This is a genomic window from Gordonia bronchialis DSM 43247 (genome assembly GCF_000024785.1).
Lineage (GTDB): Bacteria > Actinomycetota > Actinomycetes > Mycobacteriales > Mycobacteriaceae > Gordonia > Gordonia bronchialis.
The window spans coordinates 889,973-912,083 of the sequence record NC_013441.1 but is presented as its reverse complement, the minus strand read 5'-3'; the positions used below and the strand labels follow the sequence as shown (position 1 = coordinate 912,083).

The following is a 22,111-nucleotide window of genomic DNA, read 5'->3' as shown; positions in this document are numbered from 1 at the left end:
TCAGCCAGCGGGAAAAGGCTACTCAACCAGCACGAAGGAAGCGACTCAGCCAGCGGGAGAAGGCTACTCAACCAGCACGAAGGAACCAACAGGACCGAGCCACTCACCCGGCAGGATGACTCACCGCGTGGACAGCACCCCCACGACCAGCGTCGCACACCCCGCCGCCGTCGCGACGGCTCGAACAACGTTCCAGCGCACCCAGTTTCCGTAGAAATCCGACCACGCGCGGGCAGCGTCGGGCCCGTGGACATCGCCGGCCGCGTCGAGCCTGTTGTTGGCGGGCACGTTGGCGATGCCGGTGATCACCAGTCCGATGACGACCAGGATCACCGCGGCGACGATCCACCAGCGCAGATCGTCGCGCCAGAACGCCCAGAGGCTCAGCACCCCGAAGACGACGCCGCCGACGAAGATGACGGCGAAGAGCGGGTTGAGGATCGCGACGTTGATGCGTTGCATCGCCGGGACGGCGACCGACGGGCCCGCCCGGTCCAGGCCGGGCATCACCGCGTACGCGAACGCGGCGAGCAGTCCGGCGCTGAGACCGGTGGTCACGACGGTGAGGGTGAGCAGGGTGTCCTTGAGTCCGTTCATGAACTCATCTCACCGCGAAAGCGTGAGACGATCCATGGTCGAAAAACGCAAAGACATCCGTCATCGTCTCATCACGGCTAATCTGACAGCCATGGACGCGCTCGACGGGCTTCTGCGGGGTCCGGCCGCCACCCACCCGACCACGCTGCGGATGGCGATGACCGACCGCTGGGCGATCCGGATCGAGGACTCCTCGGCGCTCACCCTCGTTGCGGTCACCGAGGGCGTCGGCGTCGCCGGATACGACGACGGCACCGAGTACGAGTTGGGCGTCGGGTGCGTCGCCCTGATCCGGGGGACCGAGCCGTACACGGTGTCTGACCGCGCGCGTAGCCCCGTCATCGCCCACATCGACGAAGACGGACGGTGCTTCGACCCGACCGGACGCCACAGCGTCGCCGAGCAGATGAGCGTCGGGGTACGCACGTGGGGTAACCGGCGACCGCAGGCGGCTTCTGATTCGCGCGATACGACGATGCTCATCGCCACCTATCGCGCCGGCGAGATCAGCCGGCAGGTGGTGGAATCACTGCCGCGGATCAGCGTGCTCGACCATCCCGACGATCCGCTCGTCGCGCTGGCCGAAGCGGAGATCGTGCGCACCCTGCCCGGGCAGGAGGTCGTCATCGACCGGCTCGTCGACCTGATCCTCATCACCGCGATCCGCGACCTCATGGATCGCTCCGACGCCCCGCCCGCCTACTTCCGGGCGTCGCGGGACCCGGTCGTCGGGCCGGCCGTCGCGCTGATGCACACCAATCCCGGACACCCGTGGACCCTGGCGGGGATCGCGCAGAGCGTCGGCGTCTCGCGGGCCACGCTCGCACGTCGATTCACCGAGCTGATGGGCGAACCTCCGATCGGATATCTGACGCGGTGGCGACTCGCGCTCGCCGCCGACCTGCTCGCCGACCCCGACATCTCGTTGCGCGCCATCGCCCATCGCGTCGGATACGGAAGCCCGTTTGCGCTCAGCTCCGCGTTCACCCGCGAGTTCGGCATGAGTCCCACCCGATATGCGGCACATCGCTCGACCACCCGAGACCGTCTGGGCGAGACGGCAATGATTGACTGATCGGCATGTCCATCGGCTCGTCGGTCTCCGCTGTTGCGCGTCGGCTCCCATTCGGCATCGGATCGGTGGTTGCGGTGCTGTGCGTGGTGATGGTGGTCGGCGCGGGTGCGGTGCTGATCGGCGGCCCCACCGACTCCGACGACACCGACTACGACTTCGGGCTGCTACGCGACTACCGGTCGACGCCGGATGTCGCCTGGACCCTGACCGACGCCGATCTGCCCGGTTATGCGGGAGCCGGACAGATCAAGGTCACCGACACCTACCACGACACCTGGCTGGTGTCGTATCCGAGCGGGATCGGTCGCGCGTTCATGGCCGTCGACCGCCGCAACGGCCGGGCCCGCTGGGATCAGATCGTCCGGGCCGGACTCGGCGACTGTGCGTTCACCGAGACCGGGCAGGTCGGGTGCGCGATCGAGCTCGGTGACCCGCCCACTCCGGCCTTCTATCTCGTCGACCCCGACGGCACGATCAGCGGCAGCTCGGCGCTCGACGGCACCAGCACGGTGTTCGGATGGGCATCGAACTTCTTGCGGATCAACAAGTTCGGCTATCAGGTCAGCCTCGTCGCCCCCGGGGGACGCACCCTGTGGACCCAACGCTTCGCGCAGGCGGTCGTGCGCGACCGGGTGCAGATCAGTGACGGTGTGGCGGTCCTCCCGACCGCGGACGGCAGCGAGTACGCCCTGCGGCGCAGCGACGGCGAGGCGCGCGTGAGTTGCACGCAGTGCCGGATGCAGCTCTACCCGGGCGGTCTCGTGGTGCAGTACGACGAGGCCGTCAACCAGCGGGTGGCGATGTACGGACTGGCGAACGGGCGACTCGATTCGGCACCGACGTCGGTGGTCCCGGGCGTCCGCCTTGTCTCGGGAACCTCGACGAAGCCGGTGCTCGCGATCCAGGGTTCGGTGTTCGCGTCGCACGGCGTCTACTCGGTATACGACCCGGCCGGCCACGACGAGACCTGGCAGGTCGTCGACGAGCAGGTGTCCAAGGCCGGCGCGCGGCCCTGCGGGTCGCTGCTCTCGCTGGCGCGCATCGACGGCTCCCGGGTGATGTTCGAGCTCTCCGACGGTTCGCGGCTCGGCGGGATGCTGCCGCCCGATCCACGCCACCCGGAGACCAACCTCGATCTGCTCCGGTGCGTCGGGTCGTCGGGGGACCTGATGGTCGTCGCGGGATGGGGACAGGTGAGCGCGATGGCGCCCGACGGCCAGGTGCGCTGGGCGGTGGCGCTCTCCGGTGACGGGGCCGCGTCGGCTGTCGACGGATATGTCGTGCTCACGCAGGGCACCACGTTGTCGGTGTTGCGCCCGTCCTGACTCGGGCTCGTGACTCGGCGTGTCGCCACGCAGGAACCGCGTGTCCCGTCAGAAACCGCCTCCGTGAACGCGATTTCTGACGGGACACGCGGTTCCTGTGGTCGCGGCGTCGGACCCGCCGCTGTGGTCCGTCTCACAAAGATGTCTCGACGGCTGCGACGGCCTGCGCCGTTGGACTCCCCCGTCGGCCCCGCGGCGCCATTTGGTAACGGTGAAATAACGGCCAGCTAACGGATTCATGTACGGTCGGCCGGAGTTCACCGCACCACGAGCAGTACACACGAGGTCGATCAGTTTGGGTAAGCACTCGAAACCACGGAAATCACGCGCGCCATTCGTCGCCACGGCACTTCTGCCGATCGGCATCCTGGCCGCCGCGGCAACCGCGGAAGCCGGTCCAGCACCCGACGCCACCCCCTCGGCGCTACCGTCCGCACCGGCGGCCGCCCACCACAAGAACGTCGTCCTCGCCGAGGCCGTGGTCACCAAGGAGACCGCACCCCGGGTGACGCCGGCGCCGACGCCCCCGCCCGCCCCGGTGCGCCCGGTGAGCGTGGTCGACGGCCAGGTACCGGTCAGCAACTACGACGCCTACGTCAACGCCGCCGACATCATGTCGCGGACCAACCCGCGCTGCGGCATCGACTGGCGCCTCATCGCCGGCATCGGCAAGGTGGAGTCCCATCACGCCGACGAGGGCAACGTCGACAGCCATGGCACCCTGCGCGACCCCATCTTCGGGCCGGTCCTCAACGGCTCGCTGGCCGGCAATCAGGTCATCACCGACACCGATCACGGACGGCTCGACGGCGACGCCTCCTACGACCGCGCCGTCGGCCCGATGCAGTTCCTGCCCGAGACCTGGAATCACTACGCAGCCGACGCCAACGGCGACGGCAAGGCCGACCCGCAGAACATCTTCGACGCCGCGCTCACCACCGCCCGCTATCTGTGCGACGGCAACCTGGATCTGCGCAACGACGCCTCCCGGGTGACCGCCATCCTGCGCTACAACAACTCGATGACCTACGTCGACAACGTGCTGGGGTTTGCGCGGTCCTACTGAGCCGGAACTGGCGGCGCGTCCATGGATTCAGGCTCCGGGAGCATCAGGACGCGGACAGAAACGCCTGCAGGGCAGCCGAATACATCGGCACGTCGTCGGCACCCATGAGTTCCCGTGCACTGTGCATGGCCAGTTGTGGCGCACCGACGTCGATGGTGGTCAGCCCGGTGCGCGTCGCGGTGATCGGCCCGATCGTCGAGCCGCAGGGCAGATCGGCGCGATGGGTGTAGCGCTGCATCGGGACTCCCGCGGTGTCACAGGCGAGCGCGAAGATGGCCTCGCCCAACGCATCCGACGCGTAGCGCAGGTTCTGATTCACCTTGAGCACCGGCCCGCCGTTGATCGCGATGCGGTGGCCGGGTTCGTGGCGTTCCGGGTAGTTGGGGTGGGTGGCGTGCGCCATGTCACCCGACAGGCACACGCTGCCGGCCATCGCACGCAGGTAATCGGCGCGAGATCCACCGCGGGCCAGCACGATTCGCTCACAGACCGTGGCCAGGAGATCCGACGCGGCGCCACGCTCCGACCCGCTGCCCACCTCCTCGTGGTCGAACAGCGCGAGCATGCGGGTGTGCGCGGACGGCGTGCCGTCGAGGAGGGCACGCAGCCCCGCATAGCACGTGCCCTGATTGTCCAATCGTGGTGCGCTCAGGAGGTTCTCGTCCACGCCGATGAGTCGGCTGGGCGTCACGTCATGGGTCATCAGCTCCCAGCCGAGAACGGCGTCCGGGTCGAGACCGGCGTACTGCGCCACCCAGCCGAGCACGTCGGGCACCGCGTCACCCAGGCCCCAGAGACCGTCGACGTGGCGCTGCGGGTCCAGCGACACCCCCTTGCGGTCCTCGGAGAGGTGAATGGCCAACTGCGGCACCCGGATCACCGGCTCAGTGACGTGCACCAGGGTGCGCTCCACCCGGTCGTCCACCCGATAGGCCAGGCGTCCGGACAACCCCAGGTCACGGTCGAGCCAGGAGTTGAGCCACGCACCGCCGTACGGCTCCAGTGCCACCATCGCCAGCCCGGCCGAACTCCGGTCGGGGCGCTGCTTGACGCGCAGATTGGGGCTGTCGGTGTGGCCGCCGACGATCCGGAAGGTATCGCCGTCGCCGCTGTCCCACGCGATGATGGAACCGCCGCGGATCACGTAATGGCGGCCCCGCTCCGCCGAATCGGGCGCGGGCCACTCGCGATCCTCGTCGAGTCGCCGGAATCCGGCCTGCTCCAGTTCGGCTGCGACGCTTGCGCATACGTGGAACGGCGACGGTGAGGCGTCGATGAACTCGCCCAGTCCGGCAGCGGTGGCCGTTGTCGTGACCTTCACTCCAGTTCCTCCTTCGCGGCCGCCTCGGCACGCAGATCGTCCTCACGGTCGCCGACCTTGGCCATCGTCGCGAGCAGCGAGATCATCAGCGCGAGCTCACCCAGGTTGCCCAGCCACACGACGGCGGTACCGGCCGCGGCTGCCACCAGCATGATCAGCGCACCCACCAGCAACCACTTGAAATAGCCGTAGCGCCAGGCCATCCCGCCCAGCACGATCAGGGCGAGCACCGTGACGACCGCCGCCACCGGAGGCCCGCTCGCGCCCTCGTTCACATACCGCAGTGCGTCACCGGTGTCCTCGGGTTTCAGGTCGAGACGCGCGATGTCGGTGATGATGCCGATAACCAGGAGCATCGCGACGAGTACCGAGCCGGCGATCACGGTGCCGCGAGAACCGATCTGGCGCACCCCGAGCCGATACACGAGGACACCGGCGATGAGGATCAGCATCGGGACGAACAGTGCGTGAATCCAGTAGCGCGGCACGTTGATCGCCATCAACGCGTCGCCGTACCCGATGAACCGTCCCACGGCGACCGCGAAGTTGTCGTAGGCCATACCTGCGCAGATGATGGCCACCGCGAGCGCCACCGATCCGACGCGCCACCGCATCCGCATCGCCATCACGCCGACCGCGAGGACAGCCACCCCGATCAGCGCGAAGACGGCCGTGATCATGGTGCGGCGGCGAGGACGGCGTCGATTGCCGAATAGAACAGGCCGAGGCCGTCGTCGCTGGGACCCGTCAACGCCTCGGTGGCGTGTTCGGGATGCGGCATCAGGCCGACGATGCGTCCGTCGGGGCTGCTGATGCCGGCGATGTCGAGGGCTGATCCGTTGGGGTTGTCACCGGCGTAGGTGAACACGATCAGTCCTTCGCCCTCGAGCTCCTCGAGTTTGCGCTGAGGTGCCACGTAGCGTCCCTCACCCGACTTGAGTGGGATGAGGATCTCGGCGCCACGCTCGAATCGAGATGTCCATGCCGTGGTGGTGGATTCGACGCGCAGCCACTGATCGCGGCAAATGAAGTGCAGACCCTCATTGCGGGTCAGGGCACCCGGCAGCAGGCCGGCCTCGCACAGCACCTGAAAACCGTTGCAGATCCCGAGGACCGGCATCCCCTTGGCGGCGGCCTCCACCACAGACCCCATCACGGGGGCGAAGCGGGCGATCGCACCGGCGCGCAGATAGTCGCCGTAGGAGAATCCGCCGGGTACGACGACCGCGTCGACACCCTTGAGGTCGGCATCGCCGTGCCACAACTCGACGGCCTGCGCCCCGGCAAGCCGGACGGCGCGGCTCGCGTCGACATCGTCGAGCGTGCCCGGGAAAGTGATGACCCCGATACGTGCTGTCATCGCTCGCTTACTCCGCGACCCGGGAGACGCTGAAGTTCTCGATGACCGTATTGGTGAGGAGTTCCTCGGCGATGCGCTCGAGTGTCACGTCGTCGACGGTGTCATCGACTTCGAGTTCGAACCGCTTGCCCTGCCGGACGTCGGCGACGCCGCTGAATCCGAGGCGTCCCAGGGCTCCGACGATCGCCTGCCCCTGGGGGTCGAGGATTTCGGCCTTGGGCATCACGTCGACCACCACTCGCGCCATGGGCACATGCTCCGTTCTCACTGCTGCCATCTCCAGCGATCACCTTACCGGGTGGCTCCGGAATCGACGGTGTCGAGCAGAGCGCCTGCCGTCCACCCGGGCGGCAATGTGTAGTAGAAGGTCATCTCAGGAGTGACCTTCTACTACACATCGGGGTGAATCCTCTACAGGACGCTCTCGATAGCCGAGACCACCGCGGGATCGGTCGGTTCGGTGCGGGGCCGAAAGCGGTTGACCACCTCACCGTCGGCGTTGACGAGGAACTTCTCGAAGTTCCACTGCACGTCGCCGGCCTCGCCGGAGTCGTCGGTCGCCTTGGTCAGCTCGGCGTACAGCGGGTGCCGGTCGTCGCCGTTGACGTCGGCCTTCTCCAGCAGCGGGAAGGTCACGCCGTAGCTGGTCGAGCAGAAGGTGGCGATCTCCTCGGCGGTGCCCGGCTCCTGGCCCATGAACTGGTTGCACGGCATACCGACGACCGTGAGGCCGCGATCGCCGTAGGTCTTGGCCAGCTCTTCCAGTCCGGTGTACTGGGGTGTCAGGCCGCATTTACTGGCCACGTTGACCACCAGCAGTGGGCCGGTGAAGTCGGTGAGATTCAGTGCGCTGCCATCGAGCGCGGTAACCGGGATGTCTTTGACGTTGCTCACGTCACACAACGCTAGCGGAAGGTTCACGAGGAGGACGGGGCCCCGCTCGGGACTCACCTCGCGCAGTCAATATCACGGCTATCTGCGGGAGTACGCCGACCTGTTCGAGGAATTCGGCGCAGTCGCCGTCTGTTCCGGTTCAAAACCCCGAATACTGACTTACCGGGCATAGAAGACTCTTCCGGCGAAATCGTCCATTCGGCCGAATACCGCAACAGTGACCGATTCTGCGGCACGAAGGTCCTGATTGTCGGATTGGCCGAATCCGGCGCCGATATCGTCCGGGAGATCGGCGATGTCGCCGAGTCCTGCGCGCTGTCGATCCGTTCCTGCACCTGGCTGTTGCCGCGCGTCTTCGACGGTGACAAGTCGACCGATCACGGAACCGTCCGCGCTCACCACCAAGATAATTCGACGTCGGCGCAGTTCGACACCATCGTCCTGTGTACGGCTTCGTTCGCCCGTACTGGACCGCGCTGAGCCCACGTCACACCGAGTCCATCCCGTCGCAGGTCGTCTACCTCGATTCACTGGCGCGCGAGATCGGCTGCCTGATCCCCATGTGGAGGCTGATGCTCAACCCGAAGTTGTTCATCCGCATCTGGTTCGGAAGTTTCAACCAGTCTTGCTATCGCGTGGTCGGCCCACACAACCTGGGGTCCGCGGCACGTGCCGAGGTCTACGCGGAACCCACCGAGGGCATGCGGCTCGTCGGCTACAACATGTCGATGCTGCAGCTGATGCCGTCGTCGGTCCACCCGAAGCACATGATGTAGCGCCGCACTCGCTGTGACCGCGCACACTGCCGGCGGGTCAAGTGTGCCCAACGTCACCGATAATTGCGTTAGAGAAATAGTTGCATCGGAGTTAGCATTTTCCAGTGCCTGACTCTGCCGTGCCCACCGCGTCCGACGACGAGCGTTCGTGCTCCGTCGACGCCGCGTACGCGGCGCTGCTGGAATTCCTCGACCGCCTCGCCTGTCTCGGCAAGGCGCACACAATGGACTCACTGGCGGCCACCGACCTCACCTTCTCCCAGCTCAAGGTGATGTTCGCGCTGGGAGCCCACGAGGCGCCGATGTCGGTGAACGAGATCGCCGACCACGTACACCTCTCGCTGGCCGCAGCCGGACGTACCGTCGACAAGCTGGTTGTCAGCGATCTCGTGGACCGCCGCGAAGACAGTACCGATCGCCGTGTCAAACGTGTCTCCCTGACCGCAGACGGCAAGCAGTTCCTCGACTCACAGCTGACCATCAAGCAGGAGATCGTGCGGCGATTCGTGAGCGGACTCCCCGCGAACATGCGCGGCGACCTGTGCCGAACCCTGCGGCCCATCGTCGACGACGACGTGGATTACTTCGACATCTCCGACGAGGAACTGTCCGAAATCGTCGCCGCAGCCGAAAAACCTTGAACCACAACCTCACCCGACGCTCCCGACAAACGACAGGAAGATCCATGTCCGAAACCTCCACCGGCGGGCACCTCCACCAAGGGCCGCCGGACACCAAGCTCGACCGTCACGTGCTGATGGTCGCCGGCGTGGTCGTGCTCGGCGCGATCATGTCGATCCTCGACGTCACCGTGGTCGCGGTCGCGCAGGACACCTTCAAGTCCGAGTTCGGCACCGACGCCGCCGGAGCGGCGTGGACCGCCACCGGCTACACCCTCGCCCTCGCCGCGGTGATCCCGCTGTCCAGTTGGGCCGCAGCCCGATTCGGCATCAAGAAGGTCTACATGACCTCGCTGGTGTTGTTCGTGCTCGGGTCCGCGCTGTGCGCGCTCGCCCAGAACATCGGCATGCTGGTCGCGTTCCGTGTGATCCAGGGACTCGGCGGCGGACTGCTCATGCCGATCGGCATGATGATCCTGACCAAGGCGGCCGGGCCCGAGCGCGTGGGCTCCGTGATGGCAGTGCTGGGCATCCCGATGCTTCTCGGCCCCATCGGCGGACCGATCCTGGGTGGTTTCCTGATCGAGACCACCTCGTGGCACTGGGTGTTCCTGATCAACGTCCCGATCGGCATCGCCGCGCTGATCTACTCGTGGATCGTGCTGCGCGACGACGAGGCGACCTCGCGACCGTCCATCGACATCGTCGGATTGCTGCTGCTGTCACCGGGTCTCGCACTGTTCCTCTACGGCATCTCCTCGAGCGCCGAAGAAGGCACATTCATCGCCGCCAAGGTTCTCGGGCCGGCCATCGTGGGTGCCGCGCTGATCGCCGGGTTCATCTTCCATGCCCTGCGCAGTAGCAATCCGCTGCTGGATCTGCGACTCTTCCGCAACCGGACCCTGTCCATCGCCGTCATCACCATGACGCTGTTCATGATCGCGTTCTTCGGCGCGTCGCTGCTGTACCCGCAGTACTTCATCGGTGTGCGGGGTGAGACCACCCTGATGGCCGGATTGCTGCTGGCCCCACAGGGTCTCGGCGCGATGCTCACCATGCCGATCGCCGGGCGCATGACCGACAAGATCGGGCCCGGCAAGTTCGTTCTCGCCGGTATCGTGCTGATCTTCGTCGGCATGGGCACGTTCGTGTTCCTGGCCGCCGACACCTCCTACTGGCTCCTCTGCGGCGCACTGTTCGTCCAGGGCCTCGGTATGGGTATGACGATGATGCCGATCATGTCGGCCGCACTGGCCACCCTGAAGAACTCGCAGGTCCCCGACGGCTCGACGCTGATGAACGTCGTGCAGCAGACCGCGTCGTCGATCGGTACCGCGGTCATCTCGGTGCTACTGGTGAACAACCTCAAGTCCGCCGCCACCGGCGGAATGGACGCAGCCGCCTCCGGGTTCGCCAACACCTTCATCGTCGCCGTCGTCCTCGTCGCGGTGACCCTGATCCCGGCGTTCTTCCTGCCCCGCAAGAAGATCGACTCGCCGCTGGTCGAAGAGGACATGGACAAGCCGGCACCGGTCATCATGCACTGATCACCGATCGCACAAAGGCTCCGCCGGGGTGATTGCTCCCGGCGGAGCCTTTGTGCTTGTCACGTGCGGCGCAACGTCAGGTCGCGGCCAACGCACCCGTCTGCTGCAGAATCCAGGCGATCTCGAACGAGACCTCCTCCCACTGCTTATAGCGTCCGCTGACCCCACCGTGCCCCGCCGACATCTCCGTCTTCAGCAAGATCAGGTTGCCGGAGGTATTGCACTCCTGGAGCCGCGCAACCCATTTCGCGGCCTCGGTGAACAACACCCGGGTGTCGTTGAGAGAGGTCAGCGCCAGGATCCGCGGATAGGGCTGCTCCACGACGTTCTCGTAGGGCGAGTAGGAACGCATGTAGGAGTAGACATCCGGGTTGTGCAGCGGATCGCCCCACTCATCCCACTCGATGACGGTCAGCGGCAGGGACGGGTCGAGGATGGAGTTGAGGGCGTCGACGAACGGCACCGCGGCCAGGATTCCGTTGAACAGCTGTGGCGCGAGGTTGGCCACCGCACCCACCAGCAGTCCGCCGGCCGAGCCGCCCTCGGCCACCATCTGGGCCGGAGTCGTCCAGCCGGAGTCGACGAGATACTGTGCCGCGGAGACGAAATCGGTGAAGGTGTTCTTCTTGCTGAGTTCCTTGCCGTTCTCGTACCAATATCGGCCCATCTCGCCACCGCCGCGCACATGCGCCAACACGAACACCACGCCGCGATCGAGCATCGACAGACGCGACACCGAGAAGTACGGGTCGATGCTGCTCTCATACGACCCGTAGCCGTACAACAGCAACGGGGCAGGTTTTCGCTCGTCGGTTCCCTTGCGACGCACGATTGACAGTGGGATGCGAGTGCCGTCGGCTGCGGTGGCCCATTCGCGGGACTGGACATAGTCGGCGGCGTCGTACCCACCGAGCACGGGTTGCCGCTTGAGCAGCGTGCGCTCGCCGGTGGTGACGTCGAGTTCGATGAGTTCACTGGGCTCGGTGAAGCTGCCGTATCCGATCCGGAGCTTGGGTGTGGCCCATTCGCGGTTCCCGGCGAGTCCCACCGAGGCCAACTCCTCGTCGAAGACGACCTCGTGGAAATCCCGGTCCGCCGGAACCCCGCTGATGGTGCGGAGATCGGCGATCGCGATGCGCGGCAACGCCTCCCGCCGATAGGAGAGCACCAGATAGTCACGGAAGGCGTCGAGGTCCTCGATCCGCCGAGTCGCGTCATGGGCGATGAGCTCGCGACGGTCTGCCGGATCGTCGACGGGAGCGATGTCGATGGCGAAGTTCTCCGCCTTGGCACCGTCGCGGATGTCGTTGTGCACGATGACGAAGTAGTCGGCGCCGTCGATGACGGCATGTTCGACGCTGTACTCCACACCGTCGACCCGTGGTGCGACGCTGCGGAATTCGCCCGTCGGATCATGCGCGTCGAGAACGTACACCTCGGAGGTGACCTTGGAGCCCGCCCCGATCACCAGGTAGCGGTCGCTGCGCGTGGACCCCATCCCGACCCAGTAGCGTTCATCGGGTTCGTGGAACACCTTGACGTCGGGCCCGTCGGTGCCGAAGTCGTGGCGCCACACCGTGTCCGGGCGCCACGCCGCGTCCACGGTCTGATAGAAGACGTGCTGGGCGTCGGCCGACCACACCGCACCCCCCGCAGTGTCGGCGATGTACTCGTCGAGCAACTCTCCGGTGCGAAGGTTCTTGAAACGCAACGTGTATCGCTCGTCACCGACCACGTCGGTGCTGTAGGCGAGCCAGTCACCGTCGTCGCTGACCGACAGCGCACCGAGACTGTAGAAGTCGTGCCCCTGCGCCTCGGCGTTGGAGTCGAGCAGGACCTCCTCGCCGGGCAGTTCGACCTCTTCGGACACCTCCGGCGGCGTCCAGTCCTCGTCGTCGGCGATGGGGCACCGGCAATGCACCGCGTACTGCTTGCCCTCCTGGGTCCGCCCGTAATACCAGTACTTTCCACGACGCGACGGGACCGACATGTCGGTTTCCTTGGTGCGCGACTTGATCTCGGCGAAGATCTGCTTGCGCAGCCCATCGAGATGAGCGGTGTGCTTCTCGGTGAACGCATTCTGCGCCTCGAGATAGGCGATCACCTCGGGATCGTCCTTGTCACGCAACCATTCGTAGTGGTCGACGACCGTCTCCCCGTGGTGGATTCGCTCGGTCGGGATCTTCTTGGCGACGGGCGCGCTCATCGGCTGACCTCCGCATCCGGCCAATCCGCGAAGCTGCGTTGCGAAATCCATTCGTAGGCTTCGATATAGCGCTGCCGAGTCCGTGCGACCACGTCGTCGGGCAACGCGGGTGGCGGTGTATCGGAGGCTCGATCCCAACCGGAATCGAGGCCAGTCAGCCAGTTGCGGACGATCTGCTTGTCGAAGCTCGGCTGCACCTCACCCGGCCGGTACGTTGCCGCCTCCCAGTAGCGGGAGGAATCCGGCGTGAGCACCTCGTCGGCCAGCACCAACTCACCGTCGTCGCCGAGACCGAACTCGAACTTGGTGTCCGCCAGAATGATTCCACGTTCGGCGGCGATCTCGGCGCCGCGCGAATAGATGTCGAGGGTCGCCTGGCGCAGGGCCTCGGCACGCTGGGCGCCCTCCTGCGCGACGACGTGCTCGAAGCTGATGTTCTCGTCGTGCTCCCCCTGCTCTGCCTTGGTGGCCGGGGTGAAGATCGGTTCGGGCAGTTTGCTCGCCTCGCCGAGCCCGGCCGGCAACGCGATACCGCACACTGCTCCGCTCGCCTGATAGTCGAGCAGGCCCGAGCCGGTGAGGTAGCCACGGGCCACGCACTCCACCTGCACCATCGGGAGTCGTCGGACCACCATCGAACGGCCGACGGCCTCGGCCGGGATGCGCTCGTCGGTGGGTCCGCCGGCAAGATGATTGGGCACGCCGAGGACGTCGAACCAGAAGAAGCTCATCGCCGTCAGGATGCGTCCCTTGTCGCCGATCGCCGGGCTCAGGATGTGGTCGTAGGCGGAGATCCGGTCGGAGGCGACGAGCAACAGGGTGTCGGAGTCGATCTCGTAGATCTCGCGCACCTTGCCCGACGCCAGATGCCGGTAGGACTGCAAATCGGGTCGCATGCACTCGACCCTAGAGGTATGCCACGCTGTCAGCCATGACGGGGCCACAGATCACCATCACCTACTGCACGCAGTGCAATTGGCTGCTGCGCGCCTCCTGGATGGCCGGCGAACTGCTGAACACCTTCGGCACCGAACTCGGGTCGGTGACCCTGGTGCCGGGCACCGGCGGCGTCTTCCACATCGACGTCGACGGCACCCAGGTGTGGGAACGCAAGCGCGACGGCGGTTTCCCCGATGTCGTCACCCTCAAGAAGCTCGTCCGCGACGTCGCGCTACCGGACTGGAACATCGGGCACGCCGACCGGGCGGACGAGTCGTAGCCGGAGGTCAGAGGATCGGCGCCGGCACATAGGCCGCAGCCTCGGGATAGCGGGCGATGATCTTCTCGGCCGCCGCGATGACGTCGGCGACCTGGGCCTGTGCGGCGCCGACGAATGCCGCCTTGTCGGCGAGCAGATCGTCGAGCTGGGATCGATCGAGGGGGATGCGGTCGTCGGCGGCGAGACGGTCGAGGAGATCGGGTTCGCGTCCCTCCTCGCGCATGGCGAGGGCGACGGCCACGGCATTCTCCTTGATGGCCTCATGCGCGGTCTCCCGGCCGACGCCGGCGCGCACCGAGGCCATCAGCACCTTGGTGGTCGCCAGGAATGGCAGGTAGCGGTCGAGTTCGTTGGCGATCACGGCCGGGTAGGCACCGAATTCGGCGAGCACGGTCAGAAAGGTCTCCATCAGGCCGTCGATCGCGAAGAAGGCGTCGGGCAGCGCGACGCGTCGGATCACCGAGCAGAACACGTCGCCCTCGTTCCACTGGGCGCCGGCGAGTTCGGCGGCCATCGAACCGTAACCGCGCAGCACCACGGCCAGCCCGTTGACACGTTCGCAGCTGCGGGTGTTCATCTTGTGCGGCATCGCCGAGGACCCCACCTGGCCGGGCTGGAAGCCCTCGGTGACCAGCTCGTGGCCGGCCATCAGCCGGATGGTGTGCGCCAGCGACGATGGGGCCGCGGCCATCTGGACCAGCGCCGAGACGACGTCGTGATCCAGCGAACGCGGATAGATCTGGCCGACCGAGGTGAAGGTCCGCGCGAAGCCGAGGTGATCGGCGACGCGGTTCTCGAGGTCGGCGAGTTTGTCGGCGTCGCCGCCGAGCAGGTCCAGCATGTCCTGCGACGTGCCCATCGGACCCTTGATGCCGCGCAACGGATACCGGTCGATCAGCTCGCGCAGCCGGGTGAGGGCGATCATCAGTTCGTCTGCGGCCGACGCGAACCGCTTGCCCAGCGTGGTGGCCTGCGCGGCGACGTTGTGGCTGCGGCCGGCCATCACCACCGAGGAGTACTGCGCGGCGCGTTCGGTCAGCCGCGCCAACACCGCCACCCCGTGGGCGTGCACATGCTCGAGGGACCGCAGGATCTGCAGCTGTTCGACGTTCTCGGTGAGGTCGCGGCTCGTCATGCCCTTGTGGATCTGCTCGTGACCGGCGAGTGCGTTGAACTCCTCGATCCGGGCCTTCACGTCGTGGCGGGTGACGCGCTCTCGCTCGGCGATGGACGCAAGGTCGATCTGGCCGACCACCCGCTCGTAATCGGCGATGGCGTCGGCGGGGACGTCGATCCCGAGATCGCGCTGTGCCTTCAGAACCGCGATCCACAACTGCCGCTCGAGTTCGATCTTGGCGCTCGCCGACCAGATCGCGGTCAGCTCAGCAGATGCGTAGCGGTTGGCCAGGACGTTGGAGATGACCGGTTTACCGGCGGTGGTGGGCACCCCGCCAGTGTAGTTGCCGCTGGTCAGACACCAAAGCAGAGGCCGTTGGAGCCGTAGCCCTGCCGTACCCGGACCAGCGTCTTCGGCGACTTCACGCCGTTCTGCACGGCATACAGGTAGCGATCACCGATCCGCCGCGGCACCCACGTGATGCTCGCCAGCGCACCGCTGGGCAGGTCACGTCCGACGAAGATCGGCGGATAACCGGTGCGCTGTTCGTAGAACGCCACCCAGCCGGAGCTGTTGACCGCGAGGGTCACCGGGTAGGTGCATCCCGTTCCGTAGACCACCGACGACAACGGGACCCCCGCGTTCGGGCGTCCGGCCGGTGCGGCGTCGGCGTTGCTCGCCGTGCCCACCAGCACCGAAGCCGCGCAGATGAGTCCGAGCATCGTCGCACCGATCATCCGGCCTGTCGTCGAGAACCGCACCGCCACCACCCCTGTCCGTCGTGGGCGCCACTCCCCCGGGCGCCCGTCTGCCCATGGTGACACTCTTGCGCGCCGGCGCACAGCGAATCGCCGACAGCCGCCCGGCCGACCCGACGTCACGTCCGCGGCGCCAGCACGTCGACCACCTCGTGCAGGGCGTCGCGGGTGGCGACCATCGGACTGATCGAGGATTGACCCAGCGCGCCGACGATGGCACCGTCCTCGATCGCGATCAGCTGGTTGACGTGGGTGGGTTCGGCCACCCGGCCCGATCGGGTCAGCACATCGGAATGATGCGTGGCCAGCGTCTGCCTGCGGATGGTCACCACCTCGCGCAGGCGCGGATAGCGGGCGGCCAGCGCGATCATCTCGTACCGGGCGGCGAGTTCCTCGATGGAGGTGGCCTCTCCGACGAAGACCTCGGCGAGCACCCCGGCCGTCGCACCGTTACCACGACGACGGCGCGGAACCGCATCGGTGCGTTCGGCGATGCAGCGTTCGTCGTTGCGGCACAGGTACGCCGCGGCCTCGGCCATCAGATCGTCGAGTGAGGCGAAGTAGTAGGTCGTCGACGCCAGTGGGAGCTGCGCGCGCTCGGCGACCGCGCGGTGGCGCACGGCGTCGAATCCCCCCTCGAGCAGCAGTGCACCGGCGGCCTCGATCAGGCGAGACCGCCGTCGCGTCCCTTTGGGCGTGGCCGCCGACGTCATGTGCTCATGCTGCCAAAGCGATCCCGACGGCCGGGGTGCTTTCACGAAAGCTGTCCGTGCGCACGGCAACTGCCGTATAAGTGCACGGCGGTGCAGTGTTTGCACTGATCAGGGGCGTGTCAGTCGGACGTCGGACAGGTACGGGGATACCCGGTCGGGGCCACTACCGTGACGGCATGCAGTTCGACGGTTTGCATGCTGTCGCCGACTACGCCGCGCTCTACGCGCTGCTCCGGCAAGACGCCCTCGAGAGGTTCCTCGACGACGAGCTCGGCGACTACCGGACCGATGCCGACATCGCGGGCCGCCAGCTCACCTTCGCCGCCGATGACCGGTCCGAGATCCGCGCCACGACGACGCTCGCGGCGGTCCTCGACCAGGATCAGATCACCTGGGGCTGGGCACACCCCGACGGCGATCCGCACGGTGTCGCGGTCGCGTTGCGCGAGGCCGGTAAACGGTTTGGCGTCGCCGACCTGGTGCATCCCCGGGTCGGCCTGCCCGGTCACCTCAGTGGCGCCGCGTCCGACCAGTTCCTCGACGAGGCCACCGACATCGTCGCGGCCGCAGCCGTCGGCAGCACCGGCATCAGCCCGCATGTCACCGCTCGACTGGGCGATGGCAGTCGCGCGGTGCTGTTGCTCGACGGCATCGAACTACCCGAACCCACCTTCGCCGACTTCGCCACCCGAATGCCCGGGTTGCTGAACGCGCTCACCGTCAACGATCCCCGCGTCGCCGTGCACGGGCTGGCCGCGCGACTCGGCTGGCACATCTCGTGGGTGTCCGGGGACGACAGCACACGCTCACCGGTATGTGAACTCACCGACGGAACATCCACGGCGCACATCGATTTCGACCGGAAGGGCCGGCCGCGCGGGTACCGGTGCGATCTCGCCACCGCAGGCTGAGTGGTCGTCCGCGCGTAACCCCATATACCCCCTGGGGTATAGTCGGTGTCGTCCCGGCAATACCCCCTGGGGCATCGACGATGCCGGCGAGAGGAGACATCGTGGTAGGCGATGAGGAATCGATCACGGCGGTACGCAACCGTCTTCGACGTGCGCACGGCCAGCTCGCCGGGGTGATCTCGATGATCGATCAGGGCCGCGACTGCAAGGAGGTCGTCACCCAGCTGGCGGCGGTGTCACGTGCCCTCGATCGCGCCGGGTTCCAGATCGTGGCGACCGGCTTGCGGCAGTGCCTGACCGGCGAGACCGCCGAGAACTCCGAACCCATGACCACCGCGGAACTGGAGAAGCTGTTCCTGGCACTGGCCTGAAGAACGCCACATCAGAAAGGACCGACCATGCAACTCGGATTCGGAACCACCCTGCACACCACCTTCGACGACGCGGTCGCACGTACCCGAGAAGCGTTGAGCGAACAGGGTTTCGGCGTGCTCACCGAGATCGATGTGACCGCCACACTCAAGAAGAAGCTCGACGAGGACATGGAGAAATTCCTCATCCTCGGTGCCTGCAATCCCGGCTTCGCCCACCGGGCGCTCGGCGTCGAACGCCAGATCGGCCTGCTGCTGCCGTGCAACGTGGTGGTTCGCGATGACACCGAGAACGAGGGCACGGTGATCGTGGAGGCAATGAATCCCGGCGTGATGGTCGCCGTCGCCGATGCCCCCGGACTGCCCGAGATCGCCGACGGCGCCGCGGAGCTCCTGCGGGCGGCGATCGCGACACTGGAGAACTCGACCGTCGGCGCGTCCACGAACTCCTGACATCCGACGCCGAGCTGAGGAATCCGCCACACCTGCGCGGCGGGTTCGTCGTCGGTTTCGCGCCCGCGGGCGCGACGGCAGTACCCTGTTGACTCGATGCCTCGATTGACCCAGACGAACCCCGCACCCGAGCGTGACCGCGCCCGGGTGCGTCGTCGTTCGGTCCTCGCGGCCGGATTCGGCACGGCCGCCCTCGGGCTGGCCGCCTGCACCCGTGACGAGCGCTCCACGGATGTCGAGCCACGCAAGCTGGAGGCGCAGGCCGCCGACGACGAACTGCCCGCCGAGACCACCCCGCCACAGATCGCCAGTGGTCCGCCGCTGGTCACCGGCAGTTTCGTCTCGGCCAAGATGCGCGGCCGCCCCACCCGGTGGGCGGTGGTCCGACCCGACGGCGTGACCGGTCGGATGCCGGTGGTCGTCGTATTGCATGCGTTGAACACCAATGAGAAATCGATCTTTTCGTCGAAGCTCGAGATCCAGACGGTGTTGCAGCGCTACGTCGACGCCGGCAACGCGCCGTTCGCGATCGCGGCGGCCGACGCCGGGCGCAACTACTACCATCCACGGGCCGACGGCACCGACGCCGCGGCGATGGTGCTCGACGAGTTCATCCCGATGCTCGCGCACAACCGCGACCTCGACGTCTCGACCGACCGCATCGGACTGTTCGGCTGGTCCATGGGCGGCTATGGCGCACTGCGCCTCGCGTCGCTGCTCGGCGCGCCGCGGGTGGCTGCCGTCGCGGTCAGCTCCCCCGCTTTGTGGGCCGATCCGCGGAACTTCCCGCCGCGCGCCTTCGACAACCTGGCCGACTATCAGGCCCACTCGTTGTTCGGGGCGCAGAATGCCTTCGCCAAGATCCCGCTGATGATCTCGATCGGCTCGAGCGACCAGTTCTTCACCTACACCCGGCAGTGGGCTGCCGGTCTGCACCCGCCGGCCGCCTTCGGCACCGCCGCGGGCGGACACACCAATCGCTACTGGCGGAGCGCGCTACCCGATCAGGTGGAGTTCCTGGGCCGCAATCTCGCCCGCTGACCCGTTGACCGTGCTGCCGAACACGTTCACCCTGCACGATCGACGGGTTGGGGCACCCGATGAACGGGTGCTCAGTGACTTCCGGTGGGGACCACTTAGATGCTGATGCGGCCCTCGAGCGCGTTGCGGCCGATATCGGTGCGGTAGTGCGATCCGGGCAATTTGACGGTCGCCAGCCGCTCGTAGGCCTGGGCGCGTGCTTCGGCGAGGTCGGCCCCGGTTCCGACGACGGCCAGCACACGGCCGCCCGACGACACCACCGCACCGTCGGCGTTACGTGCCGTGCCGGCGTGCAGCACGCCGTCGCCGTCGGCTCCGGTGATGACGTCTCCGGTGCGCGGCTTGCCGGGATAGTTCTCGGCGGCGAGTACCACGGTCACGGCGGCACCGTCGATCCATTCCAGCGGCAGCAGATCGGCCAGCGTGCCGGTCGCGGTCGCGTGAAGAGCCTGTCCGAGTGGGGATTTCAGCAACGCGAGGACCGCCTGGGTCTCGGGATCGCCGAAGCGGCAATTGAATTCGACGACGGACGGCCCGTTTTTGCCGATGGCCAGCCCCGCATACAGCAGGCCCGAGAACGGGGTACCACGCCTGACCAGTTCGGCCGCAACGGGTTTCACGACATCGTCGACGATCTGGCGGGTCACCTCGTCAGGCAGCCAGGGCAACGGCGTATACGCCCCCATCCCGCCGGTGTTGGGGCCCGCGTCGTCGTCGCCGACGCGTTTGTGATCCTGCGCCGGGATGAGCGGTACCACCGTCTCGCCGTCGACGAAGGAGAACAGCGACACCTCGGGCCCGTCGAGGAAGCTCTCCAACAGGACCGGGTGGCCGCTCTCGAGGCATTCGGCGGCGTGGTCGCGCGCGGCGGCACGATCGGCGGTGACCACCACACCTTTGCCGGCGGCCAGGCCGTCGTCCTTGACCACCCACCTCGGACCGAAACGGTCGAGCGCGGCGTCGAGGTGGGCCGGATTGTCGACCACCTCACTGTGCGCGGTCGCCACCCCGGCTGCGGCCATCACGTCCTTGGCGAAGGCCTTGGAACCCTCGATCTGCGCGGCCTGCGCACCCGGTCCGAAGGTCGCGATCCCGGCGGCGCGCAGGGCGTCGGCGACGCCGAGGACCAGTGGCACCTCGGGTCCGATGACCACCAGGTCGGCGTCGACGTGGCGGGCGAGGGCCAGGACCGCATCGGCCGAGGCGACGTCGACGTCGTGGTTGGTGGCCAGTGCCGAGGTTCCGGCGTTCCCCGGAGCGACGTGCAGTTCGGTGACCGAGGGATCCTTGGCCAGTCCGATGAGCAGGGCATGTTCGCGGCCACCAGAGCCGATCACGAGTACGCGCACGCCCACGACTCTAACGGCCGAGCGCGCCTCAGAGCAGACCGGGCGAGCTCGAGTCCGCCGAAGCCGAGGCGCGCCGCGGCGCGCCGAGGACCTCGTCGACGATCGCCATGGCCACGGGTGCAAGCGCAGCCACCGCGACGGCCACCACCACCGACACCCCGGCCACGCACAACCACACCGCGCCGGCCAGAACCACGACCACCACGACCGCGAGCACCAGCGACAACGGATCGAAAGGCAGCAGATAGTCGTACATGGCGATGATCCCGAGGCAGTAGAAGCCCAGCGGAATCGCCACCGACGCCACCACGGCGCCGCCCGCCACATGTGACTCGTGCTCGATGTAGAGCGCGGCGACGTGCAGCCCGGCGCCGAACCCGGCCGCCGCCATGAAGATCAGGATATGGCCGTACCCCCACCAGAAACTCTTGTGGCGGTGTTCATGGAGGGCGTCGCCGACCGGCACGATGAAGTACACCCACCACATGGCGAAGGTGGCCGTCATCGCCGACGTGCCGAGCAGGACCGTGTCCGTCGACCACCCCTGCACCTCGATCAGCGCTCCGAGCACCGTGACCGTTCCCACCACACCTTCGCCGAGCGTGATGATGGTGAGCAGCGAATACCGCTCGGCGATGTGGTGCGGATGCCATGGCGTCCCGCCGCGAGTTCGGGTCTCGCCCAGGAACGGGCCGACGAGTTCCACGCCCACACAGGCGATCATGGCGATCACCGTCGGCAGCAACGCCATGTGGGCGATCAGGATCACGACCCATCCGAGCTGCGCGAGCAGCGTCATCCCGGCGTAGATGAGGGCCGCCCGCCGGTACCGCGGACTCTGCACTGCAACGCGGAGCCACTGGGCGACCATCCCGACGCGCATGATGATGTAGCCCAGGATCATCACACGGTTCTCGAGGTGCGCCTCATCGAGCGAATGGAACACCTCGGGGACGCCGAGCGCGATCAGCGCCACACCGATCATCTGCACCAGGGTGACAATGCGGAAGAACCAGTCGTCGGTGTCGAAGGCCGACGCGAACCAGGCGAAGTTGATCCACGCCCAGATGGCCGCGAAGGTGCACAGCAGGAAGCCGATGAGCGCGTTGCGGAAGTGACCTTCGGCGATCTGATGTGCCGCCGCGGTGCCGGTGAAGGAGAACGCGACGACGAAGACGAGGTCGTAGAAGAGCTCCAGACTGGTCGCGACCCGCCCCTCCTGGTGCGGATCGCGACCGGTCATCGCGCGTAACCGGTGGCCGATGGACGTCGAATCGACCACGGTGCCGCCGGGATTCATTCCGTCGGGGTTCATGCCATCCGAACTCATGACGCATGACTTTAGGGGACGGCGCGCGGTATCGCCGCCGAGCACCCCGTCTGTGCCCGATG

General features: G+C 67.0%; 25 protein-coding genes. 12 read left to right on the top strand and 13 right to left on the bottom strand.

What is annotated here, in order from left to right; all coding sequences use genetic code 11:
- Positions 1–120: 120 nt before the first annotated feature.
- Positions 121–597 carry an anthrone oxygenase family protein gene (locus GBRO_RS04220; protein ID WP_012832746.1) on the bottom strand — a complete coding sequence of 159 codons (477 nt, stop codon included), beginning with the start codon at positions 595–597 and terminating at the stop codon, positions 121–123.
- Positions 598–688: 91 nt separating this feature from the next.
- Here GBRO_RS04220 and GBRO_RS04215 point away from each other — a divergent pair, with 91 nt between their 5' ends.
- The 3 genes from GBRO_RS04215 (at position 689) to GBRO_RS04205 (ending at position 4,063) form a co-directional block, all read left to right on the top strand.
- Positions 689–1,672 (top strand): AraC family transcriptional regulator, encoded by a 984-nt coding sequence (locus tag GBRO_RS04215; RefSeq protein WP_012832745.1) that lies wholly within the window; start codon positions 689–691, stop codon positions 1,670–1,672.
- 5 nt (positions 1,673–1,677) lie between these two features.
- Positions 1,678–2,997 (top strand): PQQ-binding-like beta-propeller repeat protein, encoded by a 1,320-nt coding sequence (locus GBRO_RS04210; RefSeq protein ID WP_012832744.1) that lies wholly within the window; start codon positions 1,678–1,680, stop codon positions 2,995–2,997.
- A gap of 295 nt (positions 2,998–3,292) precedes the next feature.
- Positions 3,293–4,063, top strand: a complete 771-nt coding sequence (locus tag GBRO_RS04205; RefSeq protein WP_041919721.1) for a lytic transglycosylase domain-containing protein — start codon at positions 3,293–3,295, stop codon at positions 4,061–4,063.
- A 43-nt stretch (positions 4,064–4,106) separates the two neighbouring features.
- On the opposite strand, the gene GBRO_RS04200 is transcribed toward GBRO_RS04205, so the two are convergent.
- From GBRO_RS04200 to GBRO_RS04180, 5 genes are all read right to left on the bottom strand, one after another.
- Positions 4,107–5,384 carry a M18 family aminopeptidase gene (locus GBRO_RS04200; protein ID WP_012832742.1) on the bottom strand — a complete coding sequence of 426 codons (1,278 nt, stop codon included), beginning with the start codon at positions 5,382–5,384 and terminating at the stop codon, positions 4,107–4,109.
- On the bottom strand, positions 5,381–6,064 hold the full coding sequence (locus tag GBRO_RS04195) for a hypothetical protein (protein ID WP_012832741.1): 684 nt from the start codon (positions 6,062–6,064) through the stop codon (positions 5,381–5,383). The genes GBRO_RS04200 and GBRO_RS04195 overlap by 4 nt, the downstream gene beginning before the upstream one ends.
- Entirely contained in the window at positions 6,061–6,744 is a 684-nt protein-coding gene (purQ, locus tag GBRO_RS04190; RefSeq protein WP_012832740.1) for a phosphoribosylformylglycinamidine synthase subunit PurQ, read from the bottom strand. The genes GBRO_RS04195 and purQ overlap by 4 nt, the downstream gene beginning before the upstream one ends.
- Before the next feature lie 7 nt (positions 6,745–6,751).
- Complete coding sequence (gene purS, locus GBRO_RS04185; RefSeq protein WP_012832739.1) at positions 6,752–6,991, bottom strand: phosphoribosylformylglycinamidine synthase subunit PurS; 240 nt, start codon at positions 6,989–6,991, stop codon at positions 6,752–6,754.
- 164 nt (positions 6,992–7,155) lie between these two features.
- The gene (locus GBRO_RS04180) at positions 7,156–7,638 is read right to left on the bottom strand and encodes a glutathione peroxidase (RefSeq protein ID WP_041919720.1); all 483 of its coding nucleotides are present in this window, start codon (positions 7,636–7,638) and stop codon (positions 7,156–7,158) included.
- Positions 7,639–7,707: 69 nt separating this feature from the next.
- Between GBRO_RS04180 and GBRO_RS26785 the strand changes: the two genes are divergently transcribed.
- From GBRO_RS26785 to GBRO_RS04160, 4 genes are all read left to right on the top strand, one after another.
- Positions 7,708–8,118, top strand: coding sequence for a hypothetical protein (locus tag GBRO_RS26785; protein ID WP_317630015.1), 411 nt, complete (start codon positions 7,708–7,710; stop codon positions 8,116–8,118).
- Positions 8,082–8,414 carry a hypothetical protein gene (locus GBRO_RS26780; RefSeq protein WP_012832737.1) on the top strand — a complete coding sequence of 111 codons (333 nt, stop codon included), beginning with the start codon at positions 8,082–8,084 and terminating at the stop codon, positions 8,412–8,414. Before GBRO_RS26785 ends, GBRO_RS26780 begins: the two co-directional genes overlap by 37 nt.
- Before the next feature lie 104 nt (positions 8,415–8,518).
- Positions 8,519–9,055: a MarR family winged helix-turn-helix transcriptional regulator gene (locus GBRO_RS04165; protein ID WP_012832736.1), complete on the top strand. Its 537-nt coding sequence runs from the start codon at positions 8,519–8,521 to the stop codon at positions 9,053–9,055.
- Between the two features lie 44 nt (positions 9,056–9,099).
- Complete coding sequence (locus GBRO_RS04160) at positions 9,100–10,581, top strand: DHA2 family efflux MFS transporter permease subunit (RefSeq protein WP_012832735.1); 1,482 nt, start codon at positions 9,100–9,102, stop codon at positions 10,579–10,581.
- A gap of 76 nt (positions 10,582–10,657) precedes the next feature.
- Here the strand turns inward: GBRO_RS04160 and GBRO_RS04155 are convergent, their stop codons facing one another.
- Both GBRO_RS04155 and GBRO_RS04150 read right to left on the bottom strand, forming a co-directional pair.
- Positions 10,658–12,787 (bottom strand): S9 family peptidase, encoded by a 2,130-nt coding sequence (locus GBRO_RS04155; protein WP_012832734.1) that lies wholly within the window; start codon positions 12,785–12,787, stop codon positions 10,658–10,660.
- Entirely contained in the window at positions 12,784–13,683 is a 900-nt protein-coding gene (locus GBRO_RS04150) for a phosphoribosylaminoimidazolesuccinocarboxamide synthase (protein WP_012832733.1), read from the bottom strand. Before GBRO_RS04150 ends, GBRO_RS04155 begins: the two co-directional genes overlap by 4 nt.
- Positions 13,684–13,718: 35 nt before the next feature.
- Here GBRO_RS04150 and GBRO_RS04145 point away from each other — a divergent pair, with 35 nt between their 5' ends.
- Positions 13,719–14,006 (top strand): SelT/SelW/SelH family protein, encoded by a 288-nt coding sequence (locus tag GBRO_RS04145; protein ID WP_012832732.1) that lies wholly within the window; start codon positions 13,719–13,721, stop codon positions 14,004–14,006.
- Between the two features lie 7 nt (positions 14,007–14,013).
- Here GBRO_RS04145 and purB read toward each other — a convergent pair whose 3' ends face one another.
- The 3 genes from purB to GBRO_RS04130 form a co-directional block, all read right to left on the bottom strand.
- Entirely contained in the window at positions 14,014–15,453 is a 1,440-nt protein-coding gene (purB, locus tag GBRO_RS04140; protein WP_012832731.1) for an adenylosuccinate lyase, read from the bottom strand.
- 23 nt (positions 15,454–15,476) lie between these two features.
- Entirely contained in the window at positions 15,477–15,845 is a 369-nt protein-coding gene (locus tag GBRO_RS04135; protein ID WP_012832730.1) for a hypothetical protein, read from the bottom strand.
- A gap of 155 nt (positions 15,846–16,000) precedes the next feature.
- Complete coding sequence (locus GBRO_RS04130; protein WP_012832729.1) at positions 16,001–16,594, bottom strand: TetR/AcrR family transcriptional regulator; 594 nt, start codon at positions 16,592–16,594, stop codon at positions 16,001–16,003.
- 176 nt (positions 16,595–16,770) lie between these two features.
- Between GBRO_RS04130 and GBRO_RS04125 the strand changes: the two genes are divergently transcribed.
- The 4 genes from GBRO_RS04125 to GBRO_RS04110 all read left to right on the top strand — a co-directional run bounded on the left by GBRO_RS04125 (position 16,771) and on the right by GBRO_RS04110 (position 19,370).
- Complete coding sequence (locus GBRO_RS04125; protein ID WP_012832728.1) at positions 16,771–17,505, top strand: DUF6882 domain-containing protein; 735 nt, start codon at positions 16,771–16,773, stop codon at positions 17,503–17,505.
- A 101-nt stretch (positions 17,506–17,606) separates the two neighbouring features.
- Entirely contained in the window at positions 17,607–17,876 is a 270-nt protein-coding gene (locus GBRO_RS04120) for a metal-sensitive transcriptional regulator (protein ID WP_012832727.1), read from the top strand.
- 27 nt (positions 17,877–17,903) lie between these two features.
- Entirely contained in the window at positions 17,904–18,329 is a 426-nt protein-coding gene (locus tag GBRO_RS04115) for a DUF302 domain-containing protein (RefSeq protein WP_012832726.1), read from the top strand.
- Positions 18,330–18,425: 96 nt separating this feature from the next.
- Complete coding sequence (locus GBRO_RS04110; protein WP_012832725.1) at positions 18,426–19,370, top strand: alpha/beta hydrolase; 945 nt, start codon at positions 18,426–18,428, stop codon at positions 19,368–19,370.
- Between the two features lie 95 nt (positions 19,371–19,465).
- Here the strand turns inward: GBRO_RS04110 and purD are convergent, their stop codons facing one another.
- Together purD and GBRO_RS04100 are read right to left on the bottom strand one after the other, a co-directional pair.
- Positions 19,466–20,719 (bottom strand): phosphoribosylamine--glycine ligase, encoded by a 1,254-nt coding sequence (gene purD / locus GBRO_RS04105; RefSeq protein WP_012832724.1) that lies wholly within the window; start codon positions 20,717–20,719, stop codon positions 19,466–19,468.
- Positions 20,720–20,747: 28 nt separating this feature from the next.
- Complete coding sequence (locus tag GBRO_RS04100) at positions 20,748–21,962, bottom strand: low temperature requirement protein A (protein WP_052298360.1); 1,215 nt, start codon at positions 21,960–21,962, stop codon at positions 20,748–20,750.
- Between the last annotated feature and the right edge of the window lie 149 nt (positions 21,963–22,111).

What these genes read in the sequence shown, in the direction of transcription:
- GBRO_RS04220 (WP_012832746.1), bottom strand. Translation starts at nt 597, where the DNA reads ATGAACGGACTCAAGGACACCCTGCTCACCCTCACCGTCGTGACCACC.
- GBRO_RS04215 (WP_012832745.1), top strand. Translation starts at nt 689, where the DNA reads ATGGACGCGCTCGACGGGCTTCTGCGGGGTCCGGCCGCCACCCACCCG.
- GBRO_RS04210 (WP_012832744.1), top strand. Translation starts at nt 1,678, where the DNA reads ATGTCCATCGGCTCGTCGGTCTCCGCTGTTGCGCGTCGGCTCCCATTC.
- GBRO_RS04195 (WP_012832741.1), bottom strand. Translation starts at nt 6,064, where the DNA reads ATGATCACGGCCGTCTTCGCGCTGATCGGGGTGGCTGTCCTCGCGGTC.
- purQ (WP_012832740.1), bottom strand. Translation starts at nt 6,744, where the DNA reads ATGACAGCACGTATCGGGGTCATCACTTTCCCGGGCACGCTCGACGAT.
- purS (WP_012832739.1), bottom strand. Translation starts at nt 6,991, where the DNA reads ATGGCGCGAGTGGTGGTCGACGTGATGCCCAAGGCCGAAATCCTCGAC.
- GBRO_RS04160 (WP_012832735.1), top strand. Translation starts at nt 9,100, where the DNA reads ATGTCCGAAACCTCCACCGGCGGGCACCTCCACCAAGGGCCGCCGGAC.
- GBRO_RS04155 (WP_012832734.1), bottom strand. Translation starts at nt 12,787, where the DNA reads ATGAGCGCGCCCGTCGCCAAGAAGATCCCGACCGAGCGAATCCACCAC.
- GBRO_RS04150 (WP_012832733.1), bottom strand. Translation starts at nt 13,683, where the DNA reads ATGCGACCCGATTTGCAGTCCTACCGGCATCTGGCGTCGGGCAAGGTG.
- GBRO_RS04145 (WP_012832732.1), top strand. Translation starts at nt 13,719, where the DNA reads ATGACGGGGCCACAGATCACCATCACCTACTGCACGCAGTGCAATTGG.
- GBRO_RS04135 (WP_012832730.1), bottom strand. Translation starts at nt 15,845, where the DNA reads ATGCTCGGACTCATCTGCGCGGCTTCGGTGCTGGTGGGCACGGCGAGC.
- GBRO_RS04130 (WP_012832729.1), bottom strand. Translation starts at nt 16,594, where the DNA reads ATGACGTCGGCGGCCACGCCCAAAGGGACGCGACGGCGGTCTCGCCTG.
- GBRO_RS04125 (WP_012832728.1), top strand. Translation starts at nt 16,771, where the DNA reads ATGCAGTTCGACGGTTTGCATGCTGTCGCCGACTACGCCGCGCTCTAC.
- GBRO_RS04115 (WP_012832726.1), top strand. Translation starts at nt 17,904, where the DNA reads ATGCAACTCGGATTCGGAACCACCCTGCACACCACCTTCGACGACGCG.
- GBRO_RS04110 (WP_012832725.1), top strand. Translation starts at nt 18,426, where the DNA reads ATGCCTCGATTGACCCAGACGAACCCCGCACCCGAGCGTGACCGCGCC.
- GBRO_RS04100 (WP_052298360.1), bottom strand. Translation starts at nt 21,962, where the DNA reads ATGACCGGTCGCGATCCGCACCAGGAGGGGCGGGTCGCGACCAGTCTG.